16 protein-coding genes, 1 pseudogene and 1 riboswitch are annotated in these 21,670 nt (G+C 32.6%); of the genes and pseudogenes, 10 read left to right on the top strand and 7 right to left on the bottom strand.

Going from position 1 to position 21,670, the window contains the following annotated elements:
* Position 1 precedes the first annotated feature (1 nt).
* Positions 2-799: a bifunctional hydroxymethylpyrimidine kinase/phosphomethylpyrimidine kinase gene (thiD, locus tag FOC48_RS01330; protein ID WP_003146723.1), complete on the bottom strand. Its 798-nt coding sequence runs from the start codon at positions 797-799 to the stop codon at positions 2-4.
* A gap of 3 nt (positions 800-802) precedes the next feature.
* The gene (gene tenA, locus FOC48_RS01325; RefSeq protein WP_003146724.1) at positions 803-1,483 is read right to left on the bottom strand and encodes a thiaminase II; all 681 of its coding nucleotides are present in this window, start codon (positions 1,481-1,483) and stop codon (positions 803-805) included.
* A 140-nt stretch (positions 1,484-1,623) separates the two neighbouring features.
* A riboswitch (TPP riboswitch) is annotated at positions 1,624-1,721 on the bottom strand.
* Positions 1,722-2,052: 331 nt separating this feature from the next.
* Between tenA and FOC48_RS01320 the strand changes: the two genes are divergently transcribed.
* From FOC48_RS01320 to FOC48_RS01295, 6 genes are all read left to right on the top strand, one after another.
* Entirely contained in the window at positions 2,053-6,258 is a 4,206-nt protein-coding gene (locus FOC48_RS01320) for a BamA/TamA family outer membrane protein (protein ID WP_172497800.1), read from the top strand.
* An 85-nt stretch (positions 6,259-6,343) separates the two neighbouring features.
* Complete coding sequence (locus tag FOC48_RS10090) at positions 6,344-8,344, top strand: NEAT domain-containing protein (RefSeq protein WP_003146727.1); 2,001 nt, start codon at positions 6,344-6,346, stop codon at positions 8,342-8,344.
* Between the two features lie 262 nt (positions 8,345-8,606).
* The gene (locus tag FOC48_RS01310) at positions 8,607-9,923 is read left to right on the top strand and encodes a heme-binding Shp domain-containing protein (RefSeq protein WP_003146729.1); all 1,317 of its coding nucleotides are present in this window, start codon (positions 8,607-8,609) and stop codon (positions 9,921-9,923) included.
* A 10-nt stretch (positions 9,924-9,933) separates the two neighbouring features.
* The gene (gene isdE / locus FOC48_RS01305) at positions 9,934-10,893 is read left to right on the top strand and encodes a heme ABC transporter substrate-binding protein IsdE (RefSeq protein ID WP_003146730.1); all 960 of its coding nucleotides are present in this window, start codon (positions 9,934-9,936) and stop codon (positions 10,891-10,893) included.
* A gap of 238 nt (positions 10,894-11,131) precedes the next feature.
* Entirely contained in the window at positions 11,132-12,106 is a 975-nt protein-coding gene (locus FOC48_RS01300) for a FecCD family ABC transporter permease (RefSeq protein ID WP_003146731.1), read from the top strand.
* Positions 12,106-12,870 carry an ABC transporter ATP-binding protein gene (locus FOC48_RS01295; RefSeq protein WP_003146732.1) on the top strand — a complete coding sequence of 255 codons (765 nt, stop codon included), beginning with the start codon at positions 12,106-12,108 and terminating at the stop codon, positions 12,868-12,870. The genes FOC48_RS01300 and FOC48_RS01295 overlap by 1 nt, the downstream gene beginning before the upstream one ends.
* Positions 12,871-13,053: 183 nt before the next feature.
* Here FOC48_RS01295 and FOC48_RS10085 read toward each other — a convergent pair whose 3' ends face one another.
* A complete protein-coding gene (locus tag FOC48_RS10085; RefSeq protein ID WP_081459777.1) occupies positions 13,054-13,302 on the bottom strand; it encodes a tyrosine-type recombinase/integrase in 249 nt (82 codons plus the stop codon).
* Between the two features lie 16 nt (positions 13,303-13,318).
* Between FOC48_RS10085 and FOC48_RS01285 the strand changes: the two are divergent.
* A pseudogene (locus FOC48_RS01285) lies at positions 13,319-13,539 on the top strand (transposase); the annotation flags it as partial.
* Between the two features lie 146 nt (positions 13,540-13,685).
* Here the strand turns inward: FOC48_RS01285 and cadX are convergent.
* On the bottom strand, positions 13,686-14,024 hold the full coding sequence (gene cadX, locus FOC48_RS01280; protein WP_003146735.1) for a Cd(II)/Zn(II)-sensing metalloregulatory transcriptional regulator CadX: 339 nt from the start codon (positions 14,022-14,024) through the stop codon (positions 13,686-13,688).
* A gap of 11 nt (positions 14,025-14,035) precedes the next feature.
* Positions 14,036-14,650, bottom strand: coding sequence for a CadD family cadmium resistance transporter (locus FOC48_RS01275; RefSeq protein ID WP_003146737.1), 615 nt, complete (start codon positions 14,648-14,650; stop codon positions 14,036-14,038).
* A gap of 454 nt (positions 14,651-15,104) precedes the next feature.
* Between FOC48_RS01275 and FOC48_RS01270 the strand changes: the two genes are divergently transcribed.
* Complete coding sequence (locus FOC48_RS01270; protein WP_003146738.1) at positions 15,105-17,285, top strand: cation:proton antiporter domain-containing protein; 2,181 nt, start codon at positions 15,105-15,107, stop codon at positions 17,283-17,285.
* Between the two features lie 63 nt (positions 17,286-17,348).
* Here the strand turns inward: FOC48_RS01270 and FOC48_RS01265 are convergent, their stop codons facing one another.
* Positions 17,349-20,237, bottom strand: coding sequence for a DUF1542 domain-containing protein (locus FOC48_RS01265; RefSeq protein ID WP_172497798.1), 2,889 nt, complete (start codon positions 20,235-20,237; stop codon positions 17,349-17,351).
* 318 nt (positions 20,238-20,555) lie between these two features.
* On the opposite strand from FOC48_RS01265, the gene FOC48_RS01260 reads away from it, so the two are divergent.
* Complete coding sequence (locus FOC48_RS01260) at positions 20,556-20,861, top strand: rhodanese-like domain-containing protein (protein ID WP_003146742.1); 306 nt, start codon at positions 20,556-20,558, stop codon at positions 20,859-20,861.
* 27 nt (positions 20,862-20,888) lie between these two features.
* Positions 20,889-21,185 (top strand): rhodanese-like domain-containing protein, encoded by a 297-nt coding sequence (locus FOC48_RS01255; protein ID WP_003146743.1) that lies wholly within the window; start codon positions 20,889-20,891, stop codon positions 21,183-21,185.
* 127 nt (positions 21,186-21,312) lie between these two features.
* Here FOC48_RS01255 and FOC48_RS01250 read toward each other — a convergent pair whose 3' ends face one another.
* A complete protein-coding gene (locus FOC48_RS01250; RefSeq protein WP_003146744.1) occupies positions 21,313-21,570 on the bottom strand; it encodes a metal-sensitive transcriptional regulator in 258 nt (85 codons plus the stop codon).
* Positions 21,571-21,670 lie beyond the last annotated feature (100 nt).

The following is a 21,670-nucleotide window of genomic DNA, read 5'->3' as shown; positions in this document are numbered from 1 at the left end:
TTTATAAATCTCCTTTAAATGCTATATGATTTACAGGACCATTTCCATGACCTATCTCTGGTGTATGTTTAATCGCTGCGGTAATAAATTTTTTTCCAATATCTACAGCTTCAACTATACTTTTGCCTTTTGCTAATTCAGCGGTAATAACTGCTGAGAAAGTACATCCTGTTCCATGTGTATGATTAGTTTTAAATCTCTCACTAGTCCACACTTTCTTAGTCCCATCATTTAAGAATAAATAATCTTTCGCTTCTCCTGTTAGATGTCCACCTTTTATAACTACAGACTTACATCCAACTTCATCAATAATGAATTTTCCTGCACGATTCACATCATCTTCAGTTACTATTTTAAAATCGACTATTTCTTCTGCTTCTGGAACATTTGGTGTAATTATAGTAGCAAGTGGTAATATCTCTTCTTTTAGATGTTTTCTAGCAACATCATCTATCAATTTATCCCCACTTGTTGCAACCATTACTGGATCAACAACATATGGGATATCTTTTGGTAAATATTTTTTAATCAGCTTCATCATATCAGCATTTGCTATCATTCCAGTTTTTATACTATTAGGTGTTATATCATCAAAGACACTTTTTAATTGCGCTTCTAGTATATCTAAGTCTAAGTTTCTAATCATTTGAACACCTAGAGTGTTTTGTGCAACAACACTAGTAACTACTGCCATTCCGTACACTTCACGAGCTTGGAAACTTTTTAAATCGGCCATAATTCCAGCTCCACCAGTTGGATCTGTTCCTGCAATAGTTAAAGCAATATTAAGTTTACTCATATCCTACACCTCAAGTCCCCAATGTTCTTGTGTATAAGCCATATTAAAGAAACGTCGTTCATGTTCACAACTTTCTAAAAAGTTTTTAATTAGTCGTTGTTTTCCTTCTTCACTCATAAATTCTGCTTCACGATTAATTATTTTATGATACTCAGAAAGTACTTCGTCAACTAAACCATCCGCATAAAACTCTACCCAGAATTTTAATGGATGATCTTCAGCTAAATCATGATTAGCTAAAATTTTTCTCGCAACCATTTGATAAATCCATGGACATGGTGCCATAGCACTAAGTGTTTCTGCCATTCCAAATGCAAATGCATTATAATACATATGTTTAATATAGTGGTCTGCAGATGGATACCACTCTCCACCTTTTATTATTTCTTGATAGTCTCTTCCTACATAATCAGCTAAATTTTTATGAGCAGCAATTTCTTCGTTCAATACAAAATTAATTTGATCTAAGAAAAAGTTTTTCTCAGCTTTATCATTACTTTTAGCTAAAAGCATTGCATAAATATCGCTGAAATTTTCTAAGTATAAAGCATCAGCTTTTAAATAGTGTTCCACTGCCTCCTTAGATAAATCAGCACGAATTAAACCTTGAATAAAGCCATCATTATATATCTTGTCAACAATTGGCAATGCCTTCTCTTCCATAATTTCAGTAATAAGTTTCATAGGTGGTCCCCCTTAATGTAATTAAATATAGTATAAAATATTACCACTTTAGGAAAAGAAAAAATCCCCTACTAACGTAGGAGATTCATGGAATTTATATAAGTAATAGTGTATTATTCTATATTAATAGGACAATTCTATTTTATATCATTTCACATTTCCTCCGCTAGTATTATCTAGATCAGGTCAAAGGGTCTAACTTTGTTATCTCAGCCAAACGGCTCCCCCAGTGATTATATTTCATTAACTTTTTAAATCGTAACACATAAAATTACAAATGTCAATAAATTGGTTTAAGGGCTTACAACCCTTTAAAAAATACTATATTCTATTAACACAAAAAACTTTTAATAATAATATTTTTATATTTTATAAAGTTGATAAATATATAAAATATGTCGAAATTGTGAATTTACTATGAAACTTTGTAGGAAATTTTGTCTATTTCAGACTATACATGAGATTAATTATCATTTTAATCTTTATTTTTCATATCTTTTGTAATATAATAGTGTTAAAGATTTAAATAATAATCAACAACTTATATATAAAGGAGATCTTTACCGACTATGAAAAATACAACATTATTAAAAGTTTTGTCAGCAACTGCAATTTTTTCTGCTGTTGCAGCAATTGAAGCATACGATCAAGATAGTTTCGCATTCGCAGCAGAAGAAACACCAGTTGTAGCAAATACAACAACTTCTACTACGAATTCATCGAACACTGCAAAACCTACTGCAACAACAGCTACTCCAGCTGCAAGCTCTACTACAGCACCTGCTACAACATCAGCTACAGCAACACCTGTAACACCTAAAGCTGAAGAACCAGCTACTGTAGCTCAAGATGTTAAAGCTTTAAAAGATGGAGAATATAAGATTACCACTGAAGCCCTAAAATTCCATGAAGAAGGTAGCCCTTCTATGGCTGCAGCTGCAATCGACAATGAAAAAACAAAATTAATTGTAAAAAATGGAGAATACTCTGTAAATGTTTCATTTAAACCTATCACATTTGGTGGTCTTACTGGGTACTTAGGAGATTTAAAATACTATGATGGAGATAAGACTCATGCAAATCGTAAAGAAATTAAAGATCCTGAGTATAAAGACTCAACAATAGTTGAAAATTATAGTACTAATGAGACTGATAACTTCATAAATGCATACAAAGAAAAATTCCCTAATCGTACTGTTTATCCAAAAACTGTTAATTACCATGTAGATAAAAATAAAATCGATTCAAACAATAAACTAGAAACATATACTGAAGTATTTGTTCCTGTTATGGCTTCAATTAACCAAGCTTTTGGAACTCAAAAAATGATTTTAAAATTTGACTTATCATCTTTAGCTAGAAAAAAAGTAACTGCTAACAACTATGAAGCGGCAACTTACGAAAATCCTAATAAAGACGTTGAATACAAAGGAACTATTAAAAAAGACTTCCCTATCCACGTTCAAGGACATTTAAGAAATGCTAACAACAATGATGAAGAATCATTATACGGTTCTGCATTAGATAGCTATGTTAAAGTTGAAAAAGTTGGAGATAAGTACAAATATACTCTAAGATTCAAAAAAGGTCTTGCTGATGTAGGTGGAGAATTCTATCCATTCGAATTACATAAAGTAGCATACCAAGGTAAAGATGTTCCATTAACTACTTTAGCAACGAACGGTAATTCTTCAGTAAAAGAAGGATCTATCATTACTGATAAACTATTAGAAAAAATTCAATTAGACGGTACTGCTCCATATCCTAACGGTGCTTTAATGTCACACTTTGTTACATTAAAACTATACTATGAAACAGCTACTGACTATAAGGAAAGACCTGTAAAATTAGAAGATGTAGTTGCACCTGCTAAACCTAAACCAGTTAAGCCTGCACCAACTACACCAAAAGAAGAACCAAAACCAGCTACACCAACAGCTGCTGACCACAATGTTGATGCTGATAAAGTTCCTAACACTTTCCCTACTACAGTAAAAGCTGAATTAAATGGTAGAACAACTGGTACTGCTTCAATCTATGAAAATGCATTTGTTAAAGATGTAAAAGTAGAAAAAGTTGGGGATAAATATCAATATACTATCCAAGTAAAAGAAGGGAAATCTACTAACTTCTTATTACGTAATAAGCCATTCACAGTTTCTAAACTTACTTATAAAGGAACTGAAATTAACTTTACTGAAGTTGATGCAGCTACTAAGTTAAAAGAAGGGAAAATCTTAACTGATTCTCTTCTGGACAAGATCCAAGTTGATGCTGTATTAAATGTTCAAACAAAAGGTGGAGCTAAACCTAGATTCGAAGATAGAGCTGCTGAAAGTACAATAGCACTAGACTTCCCTAAAGTAGAAAAACCTAAAGAAGTTACACCTGCTAAACCTTCAGTACCTGATCATGAAGTAGCTGCTGATAAAGTTCCTACTACATTCCCAGCTACTGTTAAAGGCGAATTAAATGGACGAACAACTGATTCAAGTTCAATCTACGAAGATGCATTTGTTAAAGATGTAAAAGTTGAAAAAGTTGGAGATAAATATCAATACACTATCCAAGTAAAAGAAGGTAAATCTTCTACTTACTTATTACGTAACAAACCATTTACTGTTTCTAAACTTACTTATAAAGGAACTGAAGTTAACTTTACTGAAGTTGACGCAGCAACTAAACTAAAAGAAGGTAAAATCTTAACTGATTCTCTTCTAGATAAAATTCAAGTAGATACTGTAATCAGTGTTCAAACTAGAGGTGGAGCTAAACCTAGATATGAAGAAAGAAATGCTGAAAATACTATTTCTTTAGACTTCCCTGCTGTAGAAAAAGTTAAAGAAGAAGCTGCAAATAACTTAGTTCCAGCTATAATTAATAATGCTCATGAATCTAATAGAACTTCAATGGCAGATGGTGCATTAGTACATGAAAAAACTCGTGTTGAAAAAGTAGATAATACGTACAACTACTATTTAACATTTAAAGACTTAGATATCAATACTCTAGTAGGAACTGTAGATACTTTAACTATTGATGGTACTGCAGCTGAAAGAACTGATCTTGGTGGTGAAGGTCATGAAAAAGTATTCCACTTCACAAGTCCTGAAAAATTAACTGAAAAAACTATTACATTCTCAGTATCAGTAAACGGAAAACCATTAAAAGGTCATTCAAATGTTGCAGCAACACTTAAATTCAATTGGGATGGTGCTACTCCACTAACAGCTGATCAAGTAACATCATTACACAAAGATGAAAATACAAAAGCTCAAGCTGAAAAAGAAAGATTAGAAAAAGAAGCTGCTGCTAGAGTTCAAGCTGAAAAAGAAAAACTTGAAAAAGAAAAAGCTCAAAAAGCTGAAGCTGATCGCCTTGAAAAAGAAAGATTAGAAAAAGAAGCTGCTGCTAAAGCTCAAGCTGAAAAAGAAAAACTTGAAAAAGAAAAAGCTCAAAAAGCTGAAGCTGATCGTCTTGAAAAAGAAAGATTAGAGAAAGAAGCTGCTGCTAAAGCTCAAGCTGAAAAAGAAAGACTTGAAAAAGAAAAAGCTCAAAAAGCTGAAGCTGATCGTCTTGAAAAAGAAAGATTAGAAAAAGAAGCTGCTGCTAAAGCTGAAAAAGAAAAACTTGAAAAAGAAAAAGCTCAAAAAGCTGAAGCTGATCGTCTTGAAAAAGAAAGATTAGAAAAAGAAGCTGCTGCTAAAGCTGAAAAAGAAAAACTTGAAAAAGAAAAAGTTCAAAAAGCTGAAGCCGATCGGCTTGAAAAAGAAAGATTAGAAAAAGAAGCTGCTGCTAAAGCTGAAATAGAAAAAGCAAAATTAGAAGAGCTTAAAAAAGTAGCCTTAGCTAATATCGCTACTGACAAAGATGTAAACAAAGAAGAAGCATCAAAACTTAAAGAAATAGTTAATTCTGCATCTCTTAAAGATACATTAGTTGCTAAAGTTGTAGAAAATGGTTCATCAGAAGAAATCAAAGTTTCATTTGATAACTCTACTGTAAAAGCATCTAACTTCTCAGTTAAAAAAGCTGATAAAGAAACTGTTGCAAAAGTTGAAGAACTTGTTAAAAAAGCAGATGAAAATCTAAGTGTTGTTAAAACAATAGACTTGCACTTCACAGATTCTAAAGGAACTACAATCAATAAACAAGGAGAAACTCGTGCAGTTACAGTAGCTGTTGTAGCTAATGAGGATGAAAAACTAGAAGTTTATTATGTAAATGGTAATAAATTAGAAAAAGTACCAAGTGTTTATAAAGATGGAAAACTTACATTCTTCACTAACCACTTCAGTTTATACACAATTGTAAAATCAAAAACTGTGGCTTCTGATCAAAATACACCTGTTCCTGTAACACCTGTACCTTCTGAAAATAAACCATCAGATAAACCAAGTACTCCAACTAAACCAATTAGTGAAGAAACTCCAGTTCAACCTGAAGCTCCAGCATTAAGCGAAAAAACAAAAGCAGAAAAAGGTGATGCTCTTGTTCAACCTGAATTACCAGAATTCAATATCAATAATTTAAACAAAGAGCAAAAAGCAAAAGAACAAGCACAACCATCAACACAAGATATCTTTGGCCAAAATGAAAACAAAGAAGATAAAAAAGCTGAGGCTGAAAAAACTGCTGTTCAAAAAACTTCACAAACTGTAGCTAAAGGACTTAAAGCATTAGCTAATACTGGAGTAAGTTCAACAACAACTGTTGGTTTAGGTGCACTAGTATTATTATCTGCTCTAGTTCTACGCAGAAAAAATAACAAATAAAATAAAAAAACTCTTATACAAAGGGATAAATTATCCCTTTGTATAAAGTCATGTATAAAGAAATATAAGGAGAAAGCAAAATAAGATGAAAGCAAATAAATTATTAAAAGTTCTATCTGCAGCAACCATCATCTCAACACTTGCTGTGGTCGAGAACTCTACACAAAACAACGCTACATTTGCTATAGAAAATAATGCCGTTGGAGCAAAAGATATAAAAAATCTTCCTGACGGAGAATATGATATTACTGTTGAAGCTCTTAAATTCTACGGAGCAGATGGTGAACCATCTATGGCTGCCGCTGGTTTAGATAACTCTAAAATTAAATTAATTGTTCAAAATGGTCAATATTTTGTAAATGTATCGTTTCAACCGATTACATTTGGTGGTTTAAACGGTTACTTAGGAGATTTAAAATACTATAATGGTCCTAAAACTCATGCAAATCGTAATAGTATTCAGGATAGTGAATTCAATCCTGCTACTATAGTTGAATACTACAGTACTAGTGAAACTGATAATTTCATAGAAACATATAAAAAGAAATTCCCTGAACGAACTGCATATCCAAAAACACTTTCTTATAGTGTAGATAAAAATAAGATCGATTCAAACAATAAATTAGAGACTTATACTCAAGTTTATGTTCCGGTTATGGCTTCTTTTGGTGAAACATTTGGAACTCAAAAAATGATTCTAAAATTTGATTTAAGTAATGCACTAAAAGTGGTAGCTAATACTCAACCTACACCAGCTAAACCTGCTGTGACAGAATCTCCAGTAAAACCTGAAACACCAAAAGATACTCAGCCTTCGAATAAACCAGCGGAAACTACAACAAGTAAACCTGCGGATTCAGGAACTACAAAACCAACTGAAACTGCTAAACCTGTAGAAACTCCTAAACCTACAGAGCCAGTTAAACCAGCTAAACCTGTAGTAACTACACCTACTCCAAAACCTACTCCTGCAGCTACTGCAACTTACTATAAAGGAGTAAAAGCTTCACTGCTAAATGCTTATCGTCCTGGTCAGAAATCTATGGGAGATGCAGCTTTAGAACATAGTAATGTAACTGTATATAAAGAAGGAAATACATATCACTACATCGTAAGATTCCACGACCTTTCAACTCAAGGTTTCACTGGTGGAATTTCTAAGTTCTGGGTTAACGGTACTGAATATCCTGTTAATCCAACTGGAGGATCAAACAATCAAGTAGAAGTTCACTTCACATCAACTGAAAAACTATCATCAGTTCCTGTTTCTGTATTTGTTCAAGCTATGGAAGAAATCATGCAAGGTGGTGGTACACAAAATGCTACTTTATCATTTGACTGGTCTAGTGTAACTGAACAACAAGGACAACCAATAACTGGTGGAAAACCAGGTAACAGTGGCTACACTCCTAAGCCATCTAATCCAGGTGGAAAACCAGGAAATCAACCTACTTCACCAATCTCTACACCAACTACACCACTTCCTGCTGCACCTCAAGGTCAAGGTTCTGAAGCACAAGTTACATACTTCGATAACGTTACTGCATCTCTATTAAACGCTTATGAATCAGGTCGTGCATCTATGGGGAATGCAGCATTAGATGGAATCACTGTATTCAAACATGGTGATACATATCACTACAAAGTTCGTTTCCACAATATTAAAGTAGGAACTCTTACAGACGGTATTACTCGTTTCTGGGTTAATGGAACTGAATACCCTGTTTATAGCACAGGTGGCGCTATGAACCAAGTGGAAGTCCACTTTACATCACACGAAAAATTAACTAACATTCCTGTTTCTGTATTCGTTCCAACAATGGAAAGCATTATGCCGGGTGCTGGTAAGAAAGATGCTATTCTTAACCTAAACTGGTCTAATGCCACAGAAAGACAAGGTACTGCAGTTATTGATGGTGGTCAACCAGGATCAAGTGCTAACGGTAATCCTGCTCTAACTCCAAAAGGTGGACGTCTAAACAACGGTAGACTTTCTAACACTGGTTTAGAAACATCTTCATCAATCCTTGCAGGAGCTCTTACTTTAATAAGTGCAGTTCTTGTTGGTAGAAGAAAACAAAAGTAATAAGATAATATCCGCTAAATTAGCTTACTATTATCGATTCCGTAAAAATTTACCCAAAAGTCCTAAATTTTAAAAAAGTGTATATGATACCTCATAGACGCAGTGGTTTATTGATATCTAAATTCACTTTATAAAAGCTTTTTAGATATCTAATAAACTGTGCGGGGGTGACTCGACAAAATCGATTTCTCCGAAATCACGATTTTTGAGTCACTCCCTCTTATTAAAAACTAAATAATATAAAAGAAAGTGAGTTTTTATAATGAAACGAGTTTTAAAACTGTTAACGATAGTTATTGCTACATTAACATTTATCATTACATCTAGTAATGTACCTTTCGTTAAAACTGTACACGCGGCTGATAGAGTATATAGCGTTCCTGTAGAGCTGTGGCACTCTGAAAACAGTGGTCGTCTTTCTATGGGAAATAATGCTCTAGCTACACATGCTACTGTAAATGTTCATGATAATAACACCTCTACTATTTCTATACAATTCACTCCGATGGATTTCAGTAATATGCACGGTCACTTATTATCACTTAGCATCTACTCATCTCCAATTTTTTCTGGTAGTCTAACTGCAGCTTCAGTAACAAGTACTTATAACGATACTAACTTAGATGGTGGTACTAGTACATATCCAGGAACTCTAAGCTTTAATTTTGGTGAAGCTAAACCTGACAAAGTCGGTGTTAGAGTTGCCGTTGATGCCATGAACCAAATTATGGGTGGAGATGCATCACAAAATGCTATTATTAAATTTAACTGGTCAACAGCTAACCTAGTATCTGGTTCTGAAGATTCTTCTAAAGACAAAGAGAAAAAAGCTGAAGATAAGAAAAAAGAAGAAGAAAACAAAGATAAAAAAGATGAAAATAAAGCACCAGAAGGATTTGTTGCTAAAAAATTAGAAGATTACTTCAAAGATGATCAAAAAACAAAAAATCCTGGTCTTTATAACCTTGATATCACAGGTTCATATCTAAACCCTCTTACTGGAGTTACAGCTGATGGTGGTACTAAAAATACAGCTATCGGTGAAGGTATGGTACAAGGAGTTATCTCACCTATTAACGCAGGTGGAGACCTTAATGAGGCTCTTAAAAATCAAAAATCTAATGGTGAAAAACGTTGGTCTAAAGCTATGCTTCAACGTACAAAAGATGGTAAATTATACGCAACTGTGCGTGTTCACCTAATGAATTGGGTTCAACGTAGTAAAGAACAAGGTCCTTTCATTAAAGTTCTTCAAAAAGATGGAGAATTCAAACAAGTTGCTGCTACTGAAACAAAAGTTAACATTGAACAATATAAAGATAGCTATGTTGACTATAGATTCGAAGTACCAAATGAAAACTTCTTAGCTATGGTACAAATGTATGTAGAACCTATGAATCGTCCTGTTCGTTATTTCGTAGAAGTTAATACTGATACTATTAAAAACGGAAATGATGGTTTAGATATGGAAGCTATTAAAGAAACAAACTACGTACCTTACTATGTTGGCGGAGGTATCGGAGTTCTTGTAATAGTTGCCGGAGCTTTCTTTGCTCTTAAAAAAAGAAAAAATAATTAGGAGATAATTCATGAAAAGAAAACTATCCCTACTATTTACACTACTTCTGGCTAGTATCTTAGTACTTACTGCTTGTTCATCACAAAATAAAGCTGGTAACACAACTGGAACTGATCCTAATTTAGCTGATAAAGCATTTAATGAAACGATAGACCTAACTGGTGTAAATAAAGACAAAAAATCTGAAGAAGAAAATGGAAAACGTGTAGTAATGGACTCTGTAGCTCTAGCTCAAATTGCTAATGTTCTTGATATCAAATTAGCAGGTGTCCCTACTACAAAATTAGGTCGTATGCCTAAAAGATATGATAATACTGTTCAAATTGGGCTTCCTATGAATCCAAATATGGAAGTTATCAAATCTATTAATCCTTCTATCGTATATGCTCCAGATAGTTTACAAGACTGGATAAAAGAAGGATTCGAAAAAAATAAAATACCTTATAAATTTGTAGATGTTCGTAGTGTTAACGGATTATATACAGTAACAGAAAATCTTGCAAAAGAATTTGGTAAAACAGAAAAATTCAAAGAATTAAAAAAAGAACATGATGAGTTCTTCGCTAAATTCAATGAAAAAATTGCTAATAAGAAGAAACCAAAAGTTCTTGTTCTTATGGGCTTACCGGGAAGTTACTTAGCTGCTACAGAGAAATCTTATGTTGGTAACCTTGTAAAATTAGCCGGTGGTGAAAATATCATTAAAGGTACTGAAGAGTTTAAAAATCTAAACATAGAAACTGCTTTAAATGATAAACCAGACTTTATTTTACGTACTGCTCATGCTATGCCTGATAATGTAAATGAAATGTTTAAAAAAGAATTTGAAAACAATAAGAGTTGGTCTCACTTTGATGCGGTAAAAAATAATAAAGTTGTCGATTTAGATAGCTCAATGTTTGGTATGACAGCTACATACGATTACCAAAAAGGATTAGAAAGTCTATACAGTATTTTCTATAGTAACTAATACTTAAAAGTCCTAAAATTTAACATGGTTCATATGAGGACTCATAGACGCAGTGGTTTATTGATATCTAAATTCGCTTTATGAAAGCTTTTTAGATATCTAATAAACTGTGCGGGGGTGACTCGACAAAATCGATTTCTACGAAATCACGATTTTTGAGTCACTCCCTTTTTATATAATTCAAATTAAAAACAACATATGATATACTAAACATATAAACTATATAAGGAGGTTCTTAATGTTTAAAAACAAAAAAGCAATCACTTTTTCTGTTCTTATTTTACTCTTATTAAGTACAATATTTTTTGCAGCGAACAGTGGTAGTATAAAAGCTAGTGTCGGGCAATTAGCTGTTGGTATTTTTACCGGTGAATATGCTAATGTTAATGCCATTATCGACGTTCGTTTCCCAAGAATTATCATCACTATTTTGGTTGGTGCTGCTCTTGGAGTTAGTGGTTTATTATTACAAACAGTATTAAAGAACCCGCTTGTCGATCCTAGTATTATTGGTGTTTCTAGTGGAGCCAACCTATTTTTATACTTAGGATTAGGAATATTTCCACAATTTATGATATTTAAGTCTGTATTTTCTATCATCGGTGGTGTCCTTGGTTTCTTAATCATTTATTACTTAGCTGGTAGAACAAAAAACAATGTTAAAATTATTTTAATCGGTATTGCGATAAGTTATTTCTTCACAGGAATACTGAGTTCTATACAGTACTTGAATGCAGCTAACTCTACTACGTCATCTACATTCAAAACTGTTGGTTTGGGAACTAAAAACTGGGATGATGTTTCGTTATTACTAAGTTGGATTCCTGTATTACTAATTATCAGTTTCTTCTTAGCAAAACTATGTAATATCTTCGCCTTAGATGATAATATTATTAGTTCACTAGGAATTAATATTAATGTGATTCGTTTATTAATTTCATTTGTTGCGGTAGCTCTTGCTTCTGTTTCTACAGCGGTAGCTGGTGTTATGGTCTTCTTAGCTCTTATTACACCTCATATCGCTAAGATAATAATTGGAAGAAATCATATTTATACTATTCCATTTAGTGCTTTACTTGGAGCATTTATTCTACTATTATTCGATACAATCGGTCGTGTTATTTTCGCACCAATTGAAATACCTGCTGATTTAATAATGATGATTATCGGTGGACCTGCATTTATTATTTTGGTTAAGAAAGGAGTAAGTTAATGGAAAATATTATAGAGATTAATAACCTTACGTTTAAGTACAATAATAAAAATGCTCTTTTCGAAAATCTTAATGTAGATATTGAAAAAGGTAAAATTACTACCCTACTTGGTAAAAATGGTTGTGGTAAAAGTACACTTATAAAAATATTAGCAAAAAATTTAAACTATAATTCTGGAAGTATAAAAATTGAAGGTAAGGAACTGAATTCATATTCATTAAAAGAACTTGCGAGTATTCTTGCAATTGTTTATCAAAAAAATGAAACTCCAAGAGAAATTACTGTTTATGATATGGTTAGTTTCGCTCGACTTCCTTATCAAAATATTTTCTTTTATAAACCTAACGCTAGTGATGTTGAAAAAATTGAATTTGCTCTTGAAAAAACTAATCTAAAAGCCTATAGAGATAAACGTGTAGATGAGTTATCAGGTGGTCAACTTCAACGTGTTTACATCGCAATGGCATTAGCACAAAGTACGGATATTATTATACTAGACGAGCCTACTACTTTCCTTGATATAAAATACCAAAAATCTATAATGCAACTCGTTAGAGATCTTAATAAATCTCTAGGAATTACTATTATCATGGTGCTACATGATATAAATCAAGCACTAGCATACAGTGATAATATTATTGCTCTTCTTGATGGAAAAGTTATAAAGAATGATAAAGCTGAGAACTTCTTTGATGAAGAGCTTCTAAACAAACTTTATGATGCTGATATTAAAATAGAAGATGGAAAAGTAATTAGTTGGTAATTAATAAAGTTAATAATATGAAAAATTTGAAATTAATCGCTATATCAGAATATTAATATTTTGATATAGCGATAATTTTATATCTGTAAAGGTTGTTAATGTTATTTCAGAAACCTTTAAATACTGTTATATCAACGTTTATGAGAATTTAGCTTTCAAAAGGTAGAGCGAAAACTAGAGTAGTTAATAAGTTAATTTAGCAATCTTATCTAAATAAATGCTGACTGTTTCTAGCTTTCTTTGAGGTGCTAACTCTGCGTAAGTATCCATAGTAGTTGACATTGACTTATGCCTCATTCTAACTTGGAGTTCTTTCCAATTTGTGCCTGCATTAAGCAACATTGAATCATGAGTGTGTCGGAACAAATGGAAACCATAATCTGGTGATCCTAGACTTACTAATTGAAAATGATAAAATAAAAATGTACAAATAGGTTATAATAGTGCATATTATCAGTTTCACTACCAGATTTGGCACAGCATTTATTCGACAAACCTAATTGAGTCTCTTATCAAACGTCAAACGAAAAAGAAGTTTTTTTTCCTAACGAGAAGTCTCTAGAACGTTACTTAGTTACTTTGTTTGAAGATTATAATTTCAAGCAAAGTCAACGAATCCATAAAGGATTTGGCCAATATTATGACACACTAGAAAGCTTATTTGATTAATACTCCGTAACTCTACTTGAGTGTTTACACATACTTATTGACAGTATCAACATGATACGAGTAGGTATTTCTTGTGAGTAAATTTCATCAAAAAATTTCATAGATAAGTCCTATATATAATCATGGTAAAGTAGTAAAAATAGTTGTTATCCTAGTTGATTAAAAAAATCTCTGATTTCCTCATCTTTTATAAAATAATATATAATTTTCCCCTCTCTTCTAGTGTCCAAGATGTTTTCATTGGCTAGTTTACGAAGATGGTGGGATGCAGATGCCATACTTAGATCTAGTAGACAGGCTATATCACAGACACAGAGTTCTTCAACAGCAAGAAGATAAAAGATGATATTTATCTGTTTATTATCGGTAAACTTTGTTAAAATACGAAGTGATTTTTGGACTTTTTCCTTTTCAAGGTAGTTCATTGCAGTTGTAACATTTTGTTGATTTATAATATTCACTTGGCAGATACTATCTTTTTTCATAATATTTTCTCCTATCCTAACATAGTCCATAGCATGTTAAAACTGTTATTTTCAATCAGGATATATATCCCCAATCCTAAATAAACAACGGCAATAAACCATCTGCTATATTTTTCCAAAGTTTCTCCAACAGATGGGAGTTGTGCCAACTTTTGGGCAGAAAAAACCAAGAGATAAATCATGACTAGAAATGTAAGTAAAGCCACTATCAAATCCGCTAAATTTAATGTAGTAAAATATGGGACAAAGATACCAATATTGTTGGCACCGCAACTTGCAAAAGTAATCATCGCGACTAGAAAAATCAGGTTTTTATTATCTTTGCGCAACCCTTCTTTGGCAATAGCTTCTCCATCAGAATCTCCTAAAAGCAAAACTTTGAGACCTAAGAAAATTGGAATCAAACCGAGCAAACCTAAAATCTCTTTACTAGGAATATAATGTAAGACAGATGCAAAAAGCAAACTTAGCAATATTAGACTAACAGAGCCTAGAAATTGTCCTAAATAGATGTTAATGATGTCTTTTCTGCTTTTTCTTTTGGCAAAAAATAACATTAGGATAATAAGTAAGTCTACGGCTGTCCCAGAATACAGGATTATTGAAGTAACAACATTTTGAATCATAAAACACCTCATTCAAATATATTTTTGAATATATTCTAACATTAAACTTTGTAGATGTCAACTTCAACTTCACCAAAATATAGATAAGAGTTAGTGTACCAAATATTAAAAAGTCCTGCCATCGAAATGATAGCAGGGCTTAACTTCAATATTCAACTGATATATTTATCTAAAAAAGGTAGAATTTTTATTGATTTATAGCGCGATGTAATGAGTTTCAAAAAATCAAAAATCATTTAAAATCAATATTTTGACGTCTATTTACGTGTACTGAAGCCCTTACTTAAACTCTAAAAAATAACAAATAACACATCTTCTAAAACTATTAAAATTATTGTTTTACAATATTCATTATTAATTTCTTTCAGATTGTATAATCGTTGATTTTAATATTAAATAATTGTAAAATATATTTGTACAAATAAATAATAAAATAATTACAAAGGAGTTTTCTATGGAAATACTAACTACCCTAGGTATATTTGTCATAATTGTAATACTTGGTTCATTTTTAAATAATCTTTTTCCACGTATTCCAGCAGCTTTATTCCAAATAATACTTGGTGCTGCGGTAACATTTATTCCTAACCTCCCACTTCATTTTGAGTTTGAATCAGAAATGTTTATGATGTTAGTTATCGCTCCCCTATTATTTACTGACGGTTTCAACTCGTCCTTAAAGAATATCTGGCTATACAAACGTCCAATTATATATATGGCAATATTTTTAGTTCTTGTGACGGTAATTATTGTCGGTAGCATAATTCATTTATTACTTCCAATGATTCCATGGGCAGCATGTTTTGTTTTAGCCGCTATCCTATCACCTACAGATGCTGTTGCTGTTAAATCAATAACTAAAGGAATGAAGTTACCTAAAGGCCTTATGGCTATATTAGAAGGTGAGTCGCTTCTGAATGATGCTTCTGGTCTTGTATCATTTAATATAGCTCTGGCAGCCGTTCTTACTAATACATTTTCTGTCACAAATGCTAGTTATAAATTTTTAGTAGTTGCAGGAGGTGGAGCAGTCTTTGGACTTATTATTGGGATAGCATTCTCTTATATTAAGTTTATATTCTCAACAAAATTTGCTGATGAATCTAATATTTTAGTTATTTTTCAATTAATAACACCAATAATTGTCTTTTATTTTGCTGAACATATCGGCGTATCTGGTATCGTTGCTGTTGTTATTACTGCTTTAGTTTATAACTACCAAAGAAAACTTCACTTACTTACTGTTGTAAGTAGTGATGCTGCAGTAACTATAGATAGTACTCAACAAATAGCAAGTTATGTACTAAATGGCTTCGTATTTACATTTTTAGGATATTTGCTTCCAGAGATATATCATACAATGTTTAACAACAGGGAGATTGATATTGTATATGGATTCATTATTTCATTAGTTATTGTTTTAGGTCTAATGATAGTCAGATTGGTCTTTGTATATTTCAACTACATATCATTCCAACCTCACCATTTTACGACTGCTAGAAAAACAGCAAAAATAATATTAAATAGAAAATTCGACAAAGATAACTACTCTAGATTTAGTTACTCTTTAATTGCTAGTTTATGTGGTATTCATGGGACAGTAACACTTGCTACTGCGCTTATGATTCCAGTTATAACAGCAACTGGAGAAAGCTTCCCACTTAGAAATACCATCTTATTCATTGCGAGTAATGTCGTGTTACTAAGTATTGTTATCGGTACACTCGCTCTTCCACTTGTTGTTAAAGGAGAAGATGAAGAAAAAGAATATACTCAGTACTCTCTTCGTGAAAAAATCCTAGAAGGAACACTTGAAGAACTAAAAGAACGTGATATTTCTAAGAATTCTATCGAAGAAAAAGTTGCTTATGCTTTTGAAATAAAAAGTTTACACGAAATGAAAGCATACTTCAGAAACATGCAAACTGGAAAGTTCAAGAATACAAATGAAGCATTGTCATTACACAAAAAAATTATGAAAGCACAAGATAAAGCTCTCCCTGAAATACTTAAAGGCAACCCTAACATTGAGCAAATATTGGAAATTTCTAAAATTATGCAACTTAGAAAATCTTTCCTATTTACTTATTCAATACCAAAAAGTTTACTTCTTAATTTGAGAATATATATAAAAGAATCTAGTCTAAAACGTCGTTTAACTCGTCATTTCGTAGCTAAAGATTTAACTCCAGAATTTTATGAGAAACTTAAAGAAAAAGTTCCAAAAAGAAGAAAAGTAAACTTCGTCAATAAATTAGATGAAATTAAACAAAGAGCTGAAGCTTCTTCTAGTCAAATTCAAGCTATCATAGATTGTTCTCCTACAGTAAGAAACGCACTTCTTGATATAGCTTATAAGGTTATTGATGAAAAGTGTTCAGATGAAGATACTGCAGAATTCGTTAAAGATGTATATAGATACTACTCATTCACCTTGTTTGAAGTATTTTTAGAAGATATCGATTTTGAAGAAGAACTTAAAGAACTTCAAATGGAAGCAGTTCGACTTTTAAAATACAGAATATTAACGATGAGGAAATTGAATTATATTTCTCTAGAAGATTCTTACACCGCTCTTCGCGACTTAAACTTCAGCGAATCTATGATTTTCCCTCGTGAAACTGAAGAAGAATAAAATATAAAAAAGCTGACCTCAAGTTAGATTTATTATCTAAAATGAGGTCAGTATTATTTTAGGTTATTTTTTAAATTCTACAACGAAATCATAACCCTGTTCTGTTTTTGCTCCGAAGTAGAAATCACTAACTTTATAACCGCGTTTTTCTACTTTAGCAATTTTTTCTTTTATAGCTTCTTTTACTTGTTCTTTACTAGCATCTTTTGAAAGTTGTATAGTAGTATCTCCATCTACATCTAATGCTCCAGCTATTCCTGGTAAAGTTTTTAAGTTAAAGTAAATATTAATATTTACATTTTCTTGTGCTTCTGTTGATCTTTTTGCCCTTCTTTGTGTTGCAGGTGCTTTTCTAAAACCTGAATTATTAGCTGATGCAGATTTAGATTCTTTTGTGAATTCTACAACATAATCATAGCTATCTCCACCTTCAACGATTTGATCTAAGTCAGTAGTTGAAACAACTTTAAAACCTTGTTTTTTCAATTTTTCAATTTGGGCTTTTGTTTTTTCTTCAATAGCTCGTTTTAATTCTTCTTTAGGTGTATTGCCAGGGAAAGTAAGCATATTCTCTCCACCTAATTCTCCTAATGCCCCCGCAATATCTTTAAGAGCTGTTAGATTATAATAGATGTTTATTTTTTTAGTTTTATTAGATAAATCTCTTTTTACAACTTTTTTAGTTCTAACTTGAACTTCTGGAGCGATTCTGAAGCCTGTAGTTCCTGTTTTCTCTTTAGTGAAAGTAACTACATAATTAAAGTTCTTCACATTAGTATCTTGCTCAAATACTATTTCTTCTTTTACTTTATATCCATGTTTAGCTAATTCTTGAGCCTTAGCTTGAATTTTTGCTTTAACTAATTCTTTCACTTCATCTTCAGTTGCTGAATTTGAAATAGCTACTGTATTATTTTCTCCTGGATCAGATAAAAATCCATTAATATCTGGCATTCCATCATAATTATAACTTATGTTTACCGTACCTTCTGGTTGATTTGCCGCACGTGCTACTCTTCTTGCTCTAACTTGAACTTGAGGAGCATTTCTGAAACTAGAAGTTCCCTCTGAAGTTGAAGCAGGTTGTGTTGAAGTTGCTGGTGAAGTTGGTCTTTCTTCAGTGGCAGGCTGTGTCGGAGTTGTTGATGTAGCTTCACCTGACCCATGACCTATTGCTGTACTTCCATTGTCAATAGTAGTACCTTCATTACGGCCATTTGTTAAATTTTCTTTATTATAGTTTGGTGCTGGTAATTCTTCACCTGGAACATTAATTTCATCAATTTTAGTTTGATATTCATCCGTAGCATCTACAGCTGCATCATGATTTTTAGCATTATTTATCGCTTCTAATCCTGCTTCTTTTAATTCTTTTAATTTAGCTTCTAACTTAGCTTTTTCTGCTTCATCTTTAACTTTTTCTATTTCACTATGTTTTGAAGCTGCAATTTTTTCAATAATTTCTTTTCCATCTTTTTTGGCTTCCTCAAGTTTTTCATCTTTAGGTGCTACTTCTTCAGACGGAGTATCATCTTTTGGTGTTGCAGCTGGCTCTTCCACTTTTGGTGCTGAAGACGCTGGTGCCTCTGCTTTTGGTGTCGGAGTCGTTGGTTCTTCTGCTTTTGGTGCTGGAGCTGTTGGTTCTTCCGCTTTTGGTGCTGGTGTCGTTGGCTCTTCTGCTTTTGGTGCTGGTGCCGCTGGTGCCTCTGCTTTTGGTGCTGGAGCTGATGGCTCTTCCGCTTTTGGTGTTGAAACCACAGGTTTCTCTACCTTAGGTGCTGGAGCTACTGGTTCCTCTGCTTTTGGCGCCGGAGACGCTGGTTTCTCTGCTTTCGGTGCTGACGTTGCTGGCTCTTCCGCTTTTGGTGCTGGTGTCGTTGGCTCTTCTGCTTTTGGTGCTGGTACCACTGGTTTCTCTGCTTTTGGTGCTGGTACCACTGGTTTTTCCGCTTTTGGTGCTGGAGCTGCTGGTCCCTCTGCTTTTGGTGATGAAACCACAGGTTTCTCTGCTTTTGGCGCTGGTGTCGCTGGCTCTTCTGCTTTTGGTGCTGGAACCACTGGTTTCTCGGCTTTCGGTGCTGGAGCTACTGGTTCCTCTGCTTTTGGCGCCGGAGACGCTGGTTTCTCTGCTTTCGGTGCTGACGTTGCTGGCTCTTCCGCTTTTGGTGCTGGTACCACTGGTTTCTCGGCTTTCGGTGATGGTGTCGCTGGTTTCTCTGCTTTTGTCACTGATGGCGTTGGTTCCTCCGCTTTTGGTGCTGGTACCACAGGTTCCTCTGCTTTTGGTGTTGATAACACAGGTTTCTCTACCTTAGGTGCTGGTGTCACTGCTTCCTCTGCTTTTGGTGCTGAAACCACTGGTTTCTCGGCTTTTGGTGATGACGCTGCTGGCTCCTCTGCTTTCGGTGCTACAGCTGGCTCTTCCGCTTTTGGTGCTTTTGGTTCTGAAGCCTCTGGTTTCTCGTTTTTTTGAGTTGAATTCTTTTCTACTAGCTCATATACTTTGTATACAACTTTTGCTTCAATCACATTTCCATTTATTTCATTATTGTATAAAACTGTTTTTTGTACTAATTCTCTTACAGCACTTGTATTTGGTAGTACTCTTCCTTTATTACTTTCTTTTGAAATAGAAGCATTATTGTTATTTATACTTACATCTGGTTGAACTATCTTAGATACTTGACCTTTTTTTAAGTTACCCAAATTATAAGTATAATTTTTTCCGTTAATTTTTGCATATACAATAGCTTCATAAGTATCTCTCTGTGCAGTCACATGAAATACTATATCACCGTTGACTTCTTCTGAAGTAATAGTAAGGTCTTGTGTTGTTTTATTACTACTTGTTTCTGAAATATTACCTACTTTATTCTCAGCAAATACAGCTAGTGGATTCGCTAATGTAAATAATAGTACACTGGCAGTAGCTACCTTTGATATTTTTTTCATTTAATTTCCTCCTAAATTGTTGGTTGTTTTTTATAAAAATGAAGGTCACTTCCTCTTCCATTATTCTCCTATTTTTCTTATTTGTCAAGTATATATCACCCAAATATTTGAAAATTTATTTTCAGAAATAACTTTTTCTTTTCATCTTATCATCATTATAAAATTTTTAATTTATAATAAATTACTTTCATTTTAATTTAATTTGTATTTTATTAGTAACTTATCAATCTTAATATATATATTCAAATCAATTTTTTTGACAAATCCTTTATTTCATGGTTTAATATACCCCATAAGGGTATATTAGGAGGTATAATAATGTTTTTCTTATTCACAAAAGTAGATAGTATTTCTACTATCGAGCTAGAACAAAAACTTAAAGAAAATATTCAATTAATAGATGTAAGAACACCTGGAGAATTTCGAAGAGGACATATAAAAAATGCAAAAAATGTTCCACTTAATGGAATTGGTCAATTTACACCAATAACAGATAAAAAAGTATATGTTATTTGTCACTCTGGAGTTAGAAGCAAACTTGCAGCAAAAAAACTAAAAAAGAAAGGCTACGATGTTGTAAATATTAGAGGCGGTATGCATGCATGGAAAGGCAAAATAGTCTAAAATTACTAATATTGAAAGGAACAAGATATGAAAAATAATATTTCAATGCAAGATTTTTATAAAAAGTATAATAATGAGGAACTTACGATTCTCGATGTAAGAGAAAGCCACGAGTACGAAGCAGGACATATCCCTTCTTCTCAAAATTTTCCTCTGAGTAGTCTAGGTATAGAATTCACAAAATTAGATAAAAGTCAAAAATACTATGTGATTTGTCAAGCGGGTGGACGTTCAGCTAAAGCATATGATTTTTTAGAAGCTCAAGGATTCAATGTAACAAATATCGAAGGTGGTATGAATAGTTGGCCTGGAGAAAAAAATTAAGTATTAAACAATAAAAACAACCAATTTTTTCTATACTAAATTCTCATTAGTATAAAATTAATACATTATCAAAAAAGCCTTGTACCTAAGATTATTTAGGAACAAGACTTTTTATTATTTCTTTAAACTACTTATTTTTTACTATATATTTTATAGCTTTCTCTATTTTTTCTTTCTGCTCTACAGGATTTTCTAAAGGATTATTAATGCATTCCATAAGATTTTCTGTTATTAGTAACTCAATAACACGATCAACACTTGAACGAACCGCACTTAATTGAGTTATTATATCAATGCAATCTCTCTCGTCTTCTATCATTTTTTGAATCCCTCTAAGTTGTCCTTCAGAACGTTTAAGGCGCGTAATATACTTCGATTTTGCCATATTTATTTTCCTCAGTAGATTTTTTTTCATTATACCGTGAAAAATTTATTTTGTCAAAATTTAAAAAATTTGTATGTTTTTATATTGAAAATTCCTAAAA

The organism is Gemella haemolysans (genome assembly GCF_012273215.1).
In the GTDB taxonomy this organism is placed as follows: domain Bacteria; phylum Bacillota; class Bacilli; order Staphylococcales; family Gemellaceae; genus Gemella; species Gemella haemolysans_A.
This window is presented reverse-complemented; position numbering and strand designations above follow the sequence as displayed.

Bases quoted from the DNA above. Each gene is read 5' to 3' on its own strand.
- thiD (WP_003146723.1), bottom strand. From the start codon at position 799: ATGAGTAAACTTAATATTGCTTTAACTATTGCAGGAACAGATCCAACT.
- tenA (WP_003146724.1), bottom strand. From the start codon at position 1,483: ATGAAACTTATTACTGAAATTATGGAAGAGAAGGCATTGCCAATTGTT.
- FOC48_RS01320 (WP_172497800.1), top strand. From the start codon at position 2,053: ATGAAAAATACAACATTATTAAAAGTTTTGTCAGCAACTGCAATTTTT.
- FOC48_RS10090 (WP_003146727.1), top strand. From the start codon at position 6,344: ATGAAAGCAAATAAATTATTAAAAGTTCTATCTGCAGCAACCATCATC.
- FOC48_RS01310 (WP_003146729.1), top strand. From the start codon at position 8,607: ATGAAACGAGTTTTAAAACTGTTAACGATAGTTATTGCTACATTAACA.
- isdE (WP_003146730.1), top strand. From the start codon at position 9,934: ATGAAAAGAAAACTATCCCTACTATTTACACTACTTCTGGCTAGTATC.
- FOC48_RS01300 (WP_003146731.1), top strand. From the start codon at position 11,132: ATGTTTAAAAACAAAAAAGCAATCACTTTTTCTGTTCTTATTTTACTC.
- FOC48_RS01295 (WP_003146732.1), top strand. From the start codon at position 12,106: ATGGAAAATATTATAGAGATTAATAACCTTACGTTTAAGTACAATAAT.
- cadX (WP_003146735.1), bottom strand. From the start codon at position 14,024: ATGAAAAAAGATAGTATCTGCCAAGTGAATATTATAAATCAACAAAAT.
- FOC48_RS01275 (WP_003146737.1), bottom strand. From the start codon at position 14,650: ATGATTCAAAATGTTGTTACTTCAATAATCCTGTATTCTGGGACAGCC.
- FOC48_RS01270 (WP_003146738.1), top strand. From the start codon at position 15,105: ATGGAAATACTAACTACCCTAGGTATATTTGTCATAATTGTAATACTT.
- FOC48_RS01265 (WP_172497798.1), bottom strand. From the start codon at position 20,237: ATGAAAAAAATATCAAAGGTAGCTACTGCCAGTGTACTATTATTTACA.
- FOC48_RS01260 (WP_003146742.1), top strand. From the start codon at position 20,556: ATGTTTTTCTTATTCACAAAAGTAGATAGTATTTCTACTATCGAGCTA.
- FOC48_RS01255 (WP_003146743.1), top strand. From the start codon at position 20,889: ATGAAAAATAATATTTCAATGCAAGATTTTTATAAAAAGTATAATAAT.
- FOC48_RS01250 (WP_003146744.1), bottom strand. From the start codon at position 21,570: ATGGCAAAATCGAAGTATATTACGCGCCTTAAACGTTCTGAAGGACAA.